Origin of the sequence: Levilactobacillus hammesii DSM 16381, assembly GCF_001434395.1 — a bacterium.
Taxonomy (GTDB): domain Bacteria; phylum Bacillota; class Bacilli; order Lactobacillales; family Lactobacillaceae; genus Levilactobacillus; species Levilactobacillus hammesii.
The window spans coordinates 53,326-65,609 of record NZ_AZFS01000066.1; the positions used below are offsets into that span (position 1 = coordinate 53,326).

The following is a 12,284-nucleotide window of genomic DNA, read 5'->3' on the forward strand; positions in this document are numbered from 1 at the left end:
TTTAAACGTTTAAAACTTAGGCACGAGAAATGTAAGTACCATCAGTCGTGTTGATGGAGAGCTTGTCGCCTTCGTTAACGAAGAATGGCACTTGAACGACTAAGCCAGTGTTCATGGTAGCAGGCTTGGAACCACCAGAAGCGGTGTTCCCCTTGATACCAGGTTCAGTAGCCGTAACTTCCAAAACAACGGTGTTAGGTACTTCGACACCCAAGATTTCGTTACCAAATTGAACCAAGTCAACATTCATGTTTTCTTGCAAGTATGGTAATTGACCCTTGATTTGTTCTTCTGGCACTTCGATTTGTTCGAAGTTGTCCGTGTCCATGAAGACCCGGTTGTCAGCATCTTCGTACAGGTATTGCATAGAACGCGTCTGGATGTCAGCACGTTCCATCTTAGCACCGGCACGGAAAGTCTTTTCTTGAACGGCACCCGTCCGTAAGTTCTTAAGCTTTGAACGAACGAAAGCGCCACCCTTACCAGGCTTAACGTGTTGGAATTCAATGATCCGCCAGATTGCGTGATCGACTTCAATAGTTAAACCATTTTTAAAATCAGCAGTAGAAATTGCCATAATGTGTTCAGCCTCCTAAAATATGTCTTCTTTATAATATCAATTTTTACCCATAAAAAGCAAGATGAGCGTGCGACTTACAGAATAATTAAATTCCGGGGTGCCGTCGTCAGCGTCTCATGGCCGTTTGGCGTCACCAGCAAATCGTCTTCGATTCGTAAGCCACCCTGACCAGCGAAGTAGACCCCCGGTTCCACCGTGATCACTTCGTTAGCCGCCATGACGTCAGGCCAACCCCGACCAATGTTCGGTCCTTCATGAATATCCAGACCAATGCCGTGGCCGGTACCGTGAATAAAGGCATCACCGAAGCCCTGTTCCGTCAAATAGTCACGACCAATCTGGTCCAGTTCACCACCCGTAACACCGGGCTTAACTGCGGCCATGATCTTCTCCTGAGCCGTCTGAACGGCCTGATAAGCCGACTTCAGCATCTCACCCGGATCACCCAATGCCACTGTCCGCGTCACGTCAGACGTGTAACCGTCAACGTAGAAGCCACAGTCAATGGTGACCATCTCGTGTTTTGCCAGCGGTTTATCACTAGCCGAACCATGGGGCCAAGCCGACCGAGGACCACTCGCAACGATGGTCTCAAAGCTGGTACCCGTTGACCCGTGATCGACCATCCACCGTTCCAGCCAGTGGGCGGCCTGGCGTTCGGTCATCCCCACGTGGAGTTGATCCATTAACGCCGCGACCCCCTGACTGGTCAGCGTTGTCGCCTTGCGAATAGCCGCAAGTTCCGTCGGCTCCTTGATCTGTCGCAGATTGTCCACCACACCAGCCAGCGGTACGATGTCCGTCCATAGATGCTCGTCTAACCACTGGTACTCGTTTAAGGATAAACTATCCTCGATTCCCAACACAGTGGCGCCAACGGCCTGTAAATGGTCATTAGCTGCCTGCAAATAGTCCCGGGTAATCGCCAACGGCATATCCGGAATCGTTTGTTTTAACTCCGTCAGATAACGGGCATCCGTGATAAACACAGCATCCTTGGCCGTCACCAGCAGATAACCATCGCCGCCTTCAACACTCGCACCGGCAAGATACTGCTGGTTACTAGCGCTGGATACCAGGAAGCTATCAATGCTGAGCCGATCAAATTGTGCCTGTAACCGTTCAATTCTAGTCGCCATAAAACCCAACCCCCTTGCAATTTTAGAGATGAATTTGATGCCTGATGAAGCTCATAGATTGTTCCTTCAGAAAATGCGGTTCGTCACGCGAGAGCACCGCTAAAGTTATGTAACTGAATGGTCATCGTTGCCTAAGGCCGTCCGATCACCGTTCCTTCAGCGCTAAGCTTAACACCTAACATTTAGAGAGAAAAGAAGAGCCTAAAGCGAATTGGTCTCGCCTCAAGCTCTTCAGTCGTTACGAGGAAAACCTCGTGTTATTTAGCTACTTCTTCAGCAACTGGGTATACGGATACTTGACGCTTGTCACGGCCAAGACGTTCGAATTTAACGACGCCAGCAACCTTGGCAAACAACGTATCGTCACCACCGCGGCCCACGTTTACACCTGGGTAGATGTGCGTACCACGTTGACGGTAAAGGATAGAACCACCGGTAACAGTAGAGCCATCAGCAGCCTTCGTCCCAAGACGACGACCAGCAGAGTCACGACCGTTAGCAGTAGACCCACCACCTTTATGGTGAGAGAAGAATTGTAAGTTCATGTTCATCAGCATAAGTTTCACCTCCGCAAATTAATCTTTGGTTTCTGCGAATTTAACAAAATCCGCGTAATTTGTGGCGACATCTCTTAACCCATCCTCAAAACTCTGGAGGAGCGTTTGTCCCTTAAGTTCAGCCGTTGCTTCCAGCTTTGGTGGGAGGTGGACTTCCAGAAAGCCACCTTCCTGATCGCGATTGTCAACCTGCACCGGAATCTCAGCGATTCGTTGCAGGCTATTGACCGTCGTGATCGCAAGCACCGAGACTGCAGCACAAACGATGTCTTGACCATACTCACCTGAGTCAGCGTGGCCAGTGATTTGGAATGAATCGATTCGGTTGGCTCCGTGATGGAACGTCGCGTGAATCATCGAGATCGCCTCTCTTAATCTTTAGGCTTAAGCGTTGATAGCATCAACGACAACCTTGGTGTATGGTTGACGGTGACCCTTCTTCGTATGTTGGCCCTTCTTGGCCTTGTACTTGAAAGTAACAACCTTCTTTTCCAGACCCTGCTTTTCAACAGTTCCAGTAACGGTTGCACCTGCAACAGTTGGCGTCCCGATCTTAGGCGTGTCGCCGCCGACAAAGACAACTTGGTCAAAAGTAACCTTTTCACCAGCTTCAACGTTCAACTTTTCGACGTAAACAGCTTGGCCTGCTTCGACCTTGTACTGCTTGCCGCCAGTTACGATAATTGCGTACATGTGTGTGCACCTCCTTATATATTTAGACTTAGACTCGCCGAAAACAAGTGCTCCGCAAGCGGAAAACTTAATGACTCGTCCCGAGCGGTTGCAGCTGTGGAAGTCCACAAATACAACATGAAAATTATACTTGATAGGCTATCTCACGTCAAGCTTTATTTTCAAAAGCGCGGGTTAGCCGATTCCATACGCTCAGCCAGTATCCGTTTAAGCCTTCAAGCTGGCCGTCAAGAACCACTGACTCAAGCGAGTGGCCTCCTGGCTAGGTAGTAGCTTGGCAAAGCTTCGGCCCAGATGTTCATAGCCAAAGCGCCGATCGTCGGCCAACCACTGCATGACCATCCCCATAAACGCCGAGGCGAGATAACTCGCCGGAATTTCATTTTCCGTCATATGGAAGTTCTGCTGGTTGCCCTCAAAGGTCATGCCAAACTGATACAGCTTTTGAATCAGCGTCGCGAGTAGCATCTTGCGAAACTGTGGAAATTGTGTGTCGAAGAGTGTCGCTAAAATCCGATGGTGCTGATCCGCGAACTGTAAGCCCGCATTTAGATCAAAACCGACAACTCGGGTCACGCCATCCGCTGAATCCGTGTCAGCGATCACGGTGACCATTTCGGCTTGTTCAAACCATTCGTTAATGACCTGCTTTTCTGTTTGTAGGAGAAAATCGGCCTTGTCTTTGTAGTGTAGATAAAAGGTTCCCCGTGTAATCTGAGCCGTCTTGGTGAGCGTCTGCACGGAAACTTCCTTTAGCTGATGGTCCTCAAGTAAGGCACTGAGCGCTTGTCGCAACCGTTCGTTGGTCCGAACGACGCGTGGATCGATGTGACTAATGGTAGTCCCCTCCCTTTTTAGTTCTAGGTTTCTTAAACATTGGTTTGGGTTAAATTTGGCAACAATCCGTACAGATTATTGCCAAGGTTATCTATAGCGTATACTTTTTACGCCAGTTGCAATTGTGACCGGCGAGTTAGTCAATAATCAAACTAACTAAGCCTATAAATTCCAACAGTCCCTGCATTTTAACAGTCTCCCCATAAAAATACCAGCAGTATTCCACGAATTCTACCGAATGGGCGCACGCACACGCAACAGTTCCCCCTATTAAGCGTGTCTACACCACGCTCGGTGCATGCAAAAGGGACCGACGTAAACGACGATCCCTTTAGTTTTGGACGACCTAATAGTCGTTGGCTTGCCGGTCCAAGTTCACCTTACGCTTTTCCTCGTAAGCCGCTTGGATTTCATCCTGGCTGAAGCCAAAGTCCACAAATCCCCATTTTAGAAAGAGTCGCCAAGCATGGCGGAAATCTTCCTGACGGTGATCAAAGTGACTGTTAAATAACATCCGTTTTAAGATTAAGTATTGTTGGTCTAAATCCTTTGCTGGCCGGCTCTTTTCCAAGCCCGTCAGATCTTCTTCGGTGATCATAATCAGATGGGTCCACGTCTTCTTGGCCGCAACCAGAAAGAAGAAGTCCATCGCATCGGTATACTCCGTCAACAAGGTTTGGCGTGGTGTCCGCCCCTCATCAGCTTTTCCCCGGTGCGTCTTCCAAACTTTGAACCACTCGGAGGTATTGGCCGTTTCCGCCAGTTCTACATCGAGGGCCACGTAGGCATTTTCAATCTGAACTTTCCGTGGCAGTTCAATATCTCTGTCCCGGGTAATCTGTTCATCTAACGCAATTGACTGTTGCACTAACTTTGCTAGCTCTAACACCGAATGATCCTCCTATTCGAAGATGAGTGGATCTGACTTAATTTCCAGATCCGTCAGATTTTCTAAGTACCAGTCCCGCATGAACGGGTATTTCAAGAGCACATCGAACCATGAGATCTTCTGTTCATCATCGTGAACGGTCAGAACCCATTCCGGTTGCCCTTCCAATTGATTATTAAAGATATCAACCACGACGCTATTGTCCAGCGCAATCTCCGCACCGTTGCCATTGACACCGTTGGTCAACATGTAGTCGTTCTTAGCTGCCGCCACAAACAAACGGTCCACAATACCGGCAGGTAAATCAGCCGCCCGAACCGCATAGTTCTGTCGGTTAGCCGCATCCAAGATGTTGAAGTCTACGGAGTAACCGTAATCTTCCTTCAAGTAACGGGCAAAGTCCAGCAAAACCTGTACGGACGTCTTGACCGTCTCAGCCGGCACCGTATCGTGCAAATCAATGATGAACAATTGCGTTAAGGCGTGGCTGTTAAACCGAAACATCTTCCGTTCCAAGTTCAAATAGAACAGGGACTGACCCGTTGCGCGTTCACGGTAGAACACCCCACCATTTTCGGAGGATTCCACCCGGAAGTTAAACGAACCGCGATCGCCCAGCGTTGTCAGCTGTTGGGTTAACTCTTCACGGTGGTCCCGTGATTGCAAGATCACTTGGCTACCTTGATCGTGCAGTTCCAACATCCGGGACATGAACAACAGGTAATAGTCGGCGTTGCTGTACTGGTGCGGGAACGTCACGTAGTCAGAGTCTAGCTTAAAGTCAGCCAACTGGGTTGCCGCATCCACCAATTCATTGGGATCGGTGGTCCGAATCAACTGGTCCATTAACTTGGTAAAGGTCAGCCCCGTTTGTAGGCCATCCTTAATTGCTTCGTTATAGTTCAACAGACGGCCACTAGTGGTTAACGTGGATGGATCATTTTCGTTAATCATCGACGGTCACCTCACCCTCGCTCTTGCCTAAGAGGCTGTTCAAGTAGTCGGCGTACAGACTGGCATTGTGAGCTTCGAAGTGTTCAAAATCATCAAACGCGTCACGAATGCTTTGCTTTTCGTAATTCAAGATCGTATCTTCCTTGGATAGAACTAAGATCTTGTCATCATTTTCCTTAATTAACTTGTGCGCGTTCAGGGCCTTTTCGTCCTCATCCGCTAACTGCGTCAATTGGTCAATGATCTCTTGTCGTTCGCCCTTCACCTTGCCAGACTCCCAAGGCATACTGCTCTTCCCACTGTTTTCCTTAAGTTGGTCGCGCAGCTGGGCTTTTTCGTTGTCCCGCTTAGGTTGGGCGTTGACCAGTTCCTGTAGCTTTTCACTTTCGGCAGAAACGGCCTCGATCTTCGCTGTGTTGAGTCGTTGATTTTGGCTCTCCAGGGCAAAGGAGTCGCGTAGCTTTTGATATTCCGTCTTGTCAAATTCAAACCGGACGTTGATGACATCCAAGTCACCAAACAAACGCCGGTCCCACCAGTTACCAAAGTAAATGTGGAACATGCCCGTTGTAAATTCTTCGTAGTAGAAGAAGGGGTAAATGTGCCCTAAATAATCGATTAAGTTATCACTCAAATAATGGCTAATTTGGGGATGAATATTGTCGACCAATTCGGCTAAATGGTCCACAGACCGGTTAGCACGGGTCTTCTTTACTTCTTGGTAATAGCGAACTTGATCAAGAAGTTCGTAGATTTTTCGGTCGTCACCATGCTGAACCGCTGCCTGCATCGTACTTAAGTAATCGAGTTTGTTTGCGATTACCTGCGTCAGGGCATCGGCTGCATTGGCTTGCTGTTCTTGATTTTCCATGGATTATCCCTCATTCTCATGTTCCCCAGCCTGTGCTGTAAACATTTGGTTATACGTTCATGTTACCAAAAAATGCCGCAGAATAAAGCAGTTTCCCGCAATTTTGCCGGAAAACAACGAAATTTTTAAAAATCGTGCCCTACTGCTAGCTTAACCCCATAAAACCTGAAGGGCCTTCCGCAGTTCTAGTGGGCAAGCAGCACCCTGTGGCAACAAAAAGCCATTGTCGCGGCCCCGGTCGCCAACAATGGCTTTACACCTTATTTTCCCTGTGAATTGAGATCACAAAATCATCTAACAATTCTCAGCGAGTTTGCATTTCGAACATTAGCTTGGTGGTAAGCGTTCACTTGCGGCTGCCAGAGATTCCGGCGCTGTGGGGACCGCCTGCGGCCTGAGAAGCGGTCCTCCGGCTCGGTTTGAAGCCCGGCAAAATTCGCCGGTCTCCAAACACGTCCCACGCTGTAAGCCGAAGAATCGGCTAACACCGTTGTCACGGCTACCTCCATCTCTGGCCTCCTCCGGTTAAGGGAGTTCTTAGCCTCAACGTTGGTGTGAACCTCGCTGAGCTGTCAACGTTCATCCCAGGTTATGGACAACCTGCCGTGGAGCCGTGAGTGAGTCAAATTTGGGCTCAGCCGTGGGATTTTCCAAGTGGACTACTTGGAAAATGGCGTCTTTGAGACGATGGTCATTTTCTGCTCAAAGCGAGGTCAGAGACCGCTCCTCAGGCTCTGGACATCCTGCCCACAGCGTTCCAGCCCAAATTTGGCAACGGTAAGGCGACAGTAGACACAGTGTTGCCTAAACGTCCTATCCCATGCTGTATTGCCAATCTTCAATCGTAACTAAAAAGCCATCGTTGCAGGCCAAACAGGCTAGCGACGATGGCTTTGTTTACTTATTTATTTATGAAAGCGCGTTGGACCTGATTTTAGTACAATTCCAGGTACTGGTCGCGTTCCCATTGGGAAACCTGCGTCCGGTAAGAGTTGTATTCCAAGTTCTTGGCTTCCATGAAGCTTTGGAACAAGTGATGGCCCATGGCATTGCGCATCACGTCATCAGCCGCCAGATCCTTCAACGCATTGTGTAAGGTGTCTGGTAAGTTAGTGATGTGGTTTTCTTGCCGTTCTTCAGCATCCATCCGGTAGATGTTCCGGTCAATGGCTTCACGAGGTGCCAATTGGTTACGTAAGCCATCCAGACCGGCTTCCAGCACAGCGGCAATGGCCAAGTATGGGTTGGCAGCGGGGTCAACACTCCGGAGTTCCAACCGCGTTGACAGGCCACGAGAGTTTGGTACCCGAATCAATGGTGACCGGTTGGAACCGGACCAAGCCACGTAAACGGGTGCTTCGTAGCCAGGAACTAACCGCTTGTAACTGTTAACGATTGGGTTGCAGATTGCGGTAAAGCTCCGGGCATGTTTCAGCAGGCCACCCAAGAAGTGGAAGGCGTCTTCTGACAACTGCATGTTGCCCTTTTCATCGTAGAAGGCGTTCCCCTTGTCATGGAAGAGGGACATGTTCAAATGCATCCCGGAACCGTTGATACCCGCCAAAGGCTTTGGCATAAACGTAGCGTATAGCCCGTACTTCCGAGCGATGGTCTTAACCACCAATTTGAACGTTTGAATGTTATCAGCGGCCGTCAAGGCGTCCGCATACTTAAAGTCAATTTCATGTTGGCCAGGTGCGACTTCATGATGGGCGGCTTCCACGTCAAAGCCCATTTCTTCAAGGGTTAAGACGATTTCACGCCGACAGTTTTCACCCAAGTCCATTGGGGCCATATCGAAGTAGCTCCCCTTGTCATTGAGTTCCGTGGTTGGTTTGCCGTTTTCATCCATCTTAAACAGGAAGAATTCGGGTTCTGGTCCAATGTTAAAGTCGGTAAAGCCGGCCTTACGCATGTCGTTTAAGACCCGGATCAGGTTGTTCCGTGGGTCGCCTTCAAATGGCTTGCCATCCGTGGTGTAAACTTCACAGATGACCCGGGCAATCTTGCCCCGTTCCGTACTCCATGGGAAGATCATCCAAGTTGAAAGGTCAGGGTAGAGGTACATGTCACTTTCTTCGATCCGAACGAAGCCGTCAATGGAAGACCCATCAAACATCAGCTTGTTATCCAACAACTTACCAAGTTGGCTGATAGGCACCTCAACGTTTTTGATTGTCCCGAATAAGTCGGTAAACATTAACCGTAGAAATTTAACGTTCTCGTCCTTTGCCATCTGGCGAATATCATCTTTGGAATAGTCCCGTTTTGCCATTAAAATCGCTCCCTGTCAATTTTTGTGTCTACCAAATATCAGCGGTTAAAGAGGTCGCTGCTGAAGCCCCGGTTCCGGATGGCCTAGCCCACCCTGCCGGATAAATTCATCCTGCAAGATGCGGCGGACATCCTCATCGGTCAGCGGTTGCTGTTGTGCATCGCGTTTGGCTTGAGCGGCAGCTTGTTGCTGGTCATAAATGGCCTTGATACCGGCCACATTGACCCCATCCGCGAGGTAATCACGTATTTCAAGCAGGCGGTCGATATCGTTCAGCGAATATAGCCGGCGGTTACCGTCGCTCCGTTCGGGAGAAATCAGGCCTTGAGACTCATAATAGCGAATCTGCCGGGCGGTTAAGCTCGTCAACTTCATCACGGTTCCCATTGGCAGCACTGCCATTGACCGTCGTAACTCTTTCTCCTTCATGTGATTGGCCCCCTTTAACTATGAAGCTATCATACCACCCCTAGACAGGGAGTCAAGCGCTTATGTCATGTTTTGTGACATGAAATCTGATTTTTAAAAAATCTTTAGTAAATTGCCTATACCAAATTAACGATTTAGCCAATCGGCAACCTGCGTCTCAATCGTTGCCAGTTGTTCGGGCTGCTGAACCAAGTCGTACCAATCGGCCGTAGTTTGATTACGGAACCAGGTTAACTGACGTTTGGCGTAGTGGCGAGAGTCTTGTTTCACCAGATCGACGGCTGCTGATAGCTTCTGCGGCTGATCCAACACCGGCAACAGCTCCCGGTAGCCAATCCCGGTGGCTGCTGGCAACGTGGTGCCCCCCTGCGCAGCTAACCAGCGAACTTCATCTAGTAGACCCGTCTGCATCATCAGGTCAACCCGCTGATTGATGCGGTCATATAACAAGTTGCGGTCCGTATTTAACGCGATATAACGCTCATCATACTGGGGACCCGCGTTCTCCTGTTGTGAAAAGAGGTTGCCCGTCACCGAAATAACCTCCAGGGCCCGGACCGTCCGGCGAACATTGGTGGTCGGAATCTTAGCGGCCGCCCGCGGGTCTTTTTCCTTCAGCTGGTTCCACAGATAGGCTGCGCCTTGTTCCTTTGCAATCGCCCGGAAATGATCACGAACAGCCGGGTCTCCCGGCGCATCCGCACCCAATTTAAGGCCATCAAACAAGGCTTGCAGATAGAAGCCCGTTCCCCCGGCAATAATTGGCAGATGGCCGCGAGCCGTGATCACCGGAATCAGCTCCTGAGCAGCGGCAACAAACTGGGCCACCGTGAATTGTTGGTCAACATCCTTGACGTCAATCAGGTGGTGGGTCGCCTGAGCCTGCTCAGCAGCCGTTGCCTTAGCCGTTCCAATATCGAGGTGCCGATAGACTTGCATGGAATCTCCGGAAATGATCTCCCCATTAAATTTTTGTGCCAGGGCAATGGCCAATGCGGTTTTACCCACAGCGGTTGGCCCCACAATCGCTAAGACTTTTTCCATGAATCGGATTCTCCTTGTATTTGCCGACGCAGGCGAACCGCCTGAGCCGGATAGTCGGTAATGATGCCCGCAAAATGGTGTTTAAAACAATAAGTCATGTCAGCCGATGAGTTGACCGTCCACGGTCGTAGCTGGACGTGCGGTAGCCAGAAGCGGTGAGCCTTAACCCACCGAATGTCCGGATGCAAATCGGCTACCTGGTGCAGACGCTGCATCTTCTTGGCTTGCCGACTAGCCGTCTGAAAGAGCTTGGCATATTCAGCCTGCGGGTACAGTCCCCGCAATGTCACCAACGACTGGGCCCGAAAACTAGAAAAGACCAGTCGAAACGGCACTGGTTGTTGCTGAAAGTACGCCGCCAGCTGTTGCTCGATCCCGGGATACGGAAACTTATTGGTTTTCAATTCCAAGTTAAAAATGCCCGTGAACTGGTTGCGTAACAGGAGCTGAATCACTTCATCCAGTGTGGGAATTCTCGTGTCGGCATACTCAGGCGCAAAGTGTTGGCCCGCGTCCAAAGCCTTTAGTTGTGCTAAAGTCAGGTCCCGCACATTACCCGTACCATTCGTGGTCCGATCAACCTGCTCGTCGTGCATAATCACCATTTGGTGGTCCCGCGACAGTTGAACATCCGTTTCAATGCCATCCGCACCGGCATCGAGTGCCGCCTGAAAGGCAATCAACGTATTTTCCGGGCGCGTTCCTTTGCTCCCCCGGTGCGCAATAACCTGCGTGCGTTGTCGTCCAAACACGGCCGTCACCCCTTTCCTTTTCATTTTAAACTTAGCGTACCACAAAACCATGTAAATTTTCGGGTTCGTTTTGCTAATTGCTGGCTATTTCCCCGTAAAACCAGCATAATGGAAGCGGATAACTAAATTATTAAAAATGATGGGAGTCGATACGTATGAAGCATTTTACTAAGGGATTTCTCTTTGGCGTCGTCGCGACGGCTAGTGCTGTTGCTGGCGCAGTCTTCTCTTTCAGAAAAAAGGTTGTTCAACCCATTGAAGACCAAGAAGCTCGCTTTGAAGAAAACCGCAAACGCGCCAACCGGAAGAGCCATTCTGCTCACAACGGTTAGTCATGAAGGAACTTCGGAATCTTTCCGGGTTCCTTTTTATTTTGCCCTTTATCTAGCGACAATAGTGGGCCGAAAACTGGGCAACTTAGTGGGCTCATCGCCTTACCGGTCGACAGATATGGACTGGAACGGTGCGAACGCAACTTGAAGCCTCGAAAAAGCCGAGTCTACAAGCTTGGTTTTCTACTAAGCCAGTAAGAAAATCGCTTACTGACTTAGTAGAACGACGCACCTGAGCCCATATCTGCCGACCTCACGGCTTACACGGTGTTCTTAGGCAACTGAGTTAATGACGGTTATAGTCGTTATTCATTGGACCGAAATCGCTAAGTCCCTGCTTTTCCAACTGTTGTCGTGGTAAACCACAATCAGAGCCGGAGGAGGCCAGGGATGGCCCCAGCCGTGAAAGTGGTTACAAATGCTAAGACGTGGCTGCCATTTTAGCTTTTAATATTTAGATACGGAAACAAAATGAGGACTCACGGCATAACCACCGTGAGTCCTCGTTTTTTTAATACTTCGTTTTCTTCGTCTTACCTTCCCAACGCACGTAACCGTTCTTTAAGATAAAGATTTGCTTGAAGCCATCTTTTCCTAACATGATTGCGGCCCGCGTACTCAGCGTCTTCCCTTGATCGTATAAGTAGACCGGAAGATCCTGACGGAGTTGGCTGTGATAAGCCTTAAACGTGGAATAAGGAAAGTTGCGCGCCCCCAAAATGTGTCCCGCGTCAAAGTCCTTCTTTTCGCGTAAGTCGACGACTTGAGCCGTCCGAATACCAGCTTCAAATGTTTCGGCGTCGATCAACTTGGCCACCCGGTTACGCCGAATGATCGTTGTCAACTGCCAGCCGCCCCACACGGCAATAAGAATAATGAGGACAATCGTGTAGACCGTCCATCCTGAGATTGCACCAATAACCAAAACGAAA

The 12,284-nt window shown here is 49.6% G+C and carries 15 protein-coding genes and 1 other annotated feature; of the genes, 1 reads left to right on the plus strand and 14 read right to left on the minus strand.

All coding sequences use genetic code 11. The features are described 5' to 3' along the window. Window positions 1-16 precede the first annotated feature (16 nt). From efp to FD28_RS12430, 13 genes are all read right to left on the minus strand, one after another. Window positions 17-577 (minus strand): elongation factor P, encoded by a 561-nt coding sequence (efp, locus tag FD28_RS12365; protein ID WP_057735359.1) that lies wholly within the window; start codon window positions 575-577, stop codon window positions 17-19. A 77-nt stretch (window positions 578-654) separates the two neighbouring features. Further along, window positions 655-1,719 (minus strand): M24 family metallopeptidase, encoded by a 1,065-nt coding sequence (locus FD28_RS12370; protein WP_057735360.1) that lies wholly within the window; start codon window positions 1,717-1,719, stop codon window positions 655-657. Between the two features lie 257 nt (window positions 1,720-1,976). Further along, entirely contained in the window at window positions 1,977-2,270 is a 294-nt protein-coding gene (gene rpmA, locus FD28_RS12375) for a 50S ribosomal protein L27 (RefSeq protein WP_057735456.1), read from the minus strand. 24 nt (window positions 2,271-2,294) lie between these two features. Then, window positions 2,295-2,633, minus strand: a complete 339-nt coding sequence (locus FD28_RS12380) for a ribosomal-processing cysteine protease Prp (RefSeq protein ID WP_057735361.1) — start codon at window positions 2,631-2,633, stop codon at window positions 2,295-2,297. Window positions 2,634-2,660: 27 nt separating this feature from the next. Then, window positions 2,661-2,969, minus strand: coding sequence for a 50S ribosomal protein L21 (gene rplU / locus FD28_RS12385; protein WP_011667708.1), 309 nt, complete (start codon window positions 2,967-2,969; stop codon window positions 2,661-2,663). A 20-nt stretch (window positions 2,970-2,989) separates the two neighbouring features. Then, window positions 2,990-3,069 (minus strand) — a sequence feature (ribosomal protein L21 leader region). A 107-nt stretch (window positions 3,070-3,176) separates the two neighbouring features. Then, the gene (locus FD28_RS12390) at window positions 3,177-3,764 is read right to left on the minus strand and encodes a TetR/AcrR family transcriptional regulator (protein WP_162255556.1); all 588 of its coding nucleotides are present in this window, start codon (window positions 3,762-3,764) and stop codon (window positions 3,177-3,179) included. Between the two features lie 388 nt (window positions 3,765-4,152). Continuing rightward, on the minus strand, window positions 4,153-4,695 hold the full coding sequence (locus FD28_RS12395; RefSeq protein WP_057735363.1) for a dUTPase: 543 nt from the start codon (window positions 4,693-4,695) through the stop codon (window positions 4,153-4,155). 12 nt (window positions 4,696-4,707) lie between these two features. Then, the gene (locus FD28_RS12400; RefSeq protein ID WP_057735364.1) at window positions 4,708-5,649 is read right to left on the minus strand and encodes a hypothetical protein; all 942 of its coding nucleotides are present in this window, start codon (window positions 5,647-5,649) and stop codon (window positions 4,708-4,710) included. After that, window positions 5,642-6,520, minus strand: a complete 879-nt coding sequence (locus FD28_RS12405; RefSeq protein WP_057735365.1) for a hypothetical protein — start codon at window positions 6,518-6,520, stop codon at window positions 5,642-5,644. The genes FD28_RS12400 and FD28_RS12405 overlap by 8 nt, the downstream gene beginning before the upstream one ends. 934 nt (window positions 6,521-7,454) lie before the next feature. Beyond that, on the minus strand, window positions 7,455-8,795 hold the full coding sequence (glnA, locus tag FD28_RS12415; protein ID WP_057735367.1) for a type I glutamate--ammonia ligase: 1,341 nt from the start codon (window positions 8,793-8,795) through the stop codon (window positions 7,455-7,457). A gap of 45 nt (window positions 8,796-8,840) precedes the next feature. Beyond that, on the minus strand, window positions 8,841-9,224 hold the full coding sequence (locus FD28_RS12420) for a MerR family transcriptional regulator (RefSeq protein ID WP_020090028.1): 384 nt from the start codon (window positions 9,222-9,224) through the stop codon (window positions 8,841-8,843). Between the two features lie 126 nt (window positions 9,225-9,350). After that, window positions 9,351-10,268 (minus strand): tRNA (adenosine(37)-N6)-dimethylallyltransferase MiaA, encoded by a 918-nt coding sequence (gene miaA / locus FD28_RS12425; RefSeq protein WP_057735368.1) that lies wholly within the window; start codon window positions 10,266-10,268, stop codon window positions 9,351-9,353. Next, window positions 10,253-11,020, minus strand: coding sequence for a glycerophosphodiester phosphodiesterase (locus FD28_RS12430; protein WP_235806906.1), 768 nt, complete (start codon window positions 11,018-11,020; stop codon window positions 10,253-10,255). Before FD28_RS12430 ends, miaA begins: the two co-directional genes overlap by 16 nt. 155 nt (window positions 11,021-11,175) lie before the next feature. On the opposite strand from FD28_RS12430, the gene FD28_RS13100 reads away from it, so the two are divergent. Continuing rightward, window positions 11,176-11,352 carry a DUF3042 family protein gene (locus tag FD28_RS13100; protein WP_083478194.1) on the plus strand — a complete coding sequence of 59 codons (177 nt, stop codon included), beginning with the start codon at window positions 11,176-11,178 and terminating at the stop codon, window positions 11,350-11,352. Window positions 11,353-11,863: 511 nt separating this feature from the next. On the opposite strand, the gene FD28_RS12435 is transcribed toward FD28_RS13100, so the two are convergent. Next, entirely contained in the window at window positions 11,864-12,277 is a 414-nt protein-coding gene (locus tag FD28_RS12435; RefSeq protein WP_057735369.1) for a rhodanese-like domain-containing protein, read from the minus strand. Window positions 12,278-12,284 lie beyond the last annotated feature (7 nt).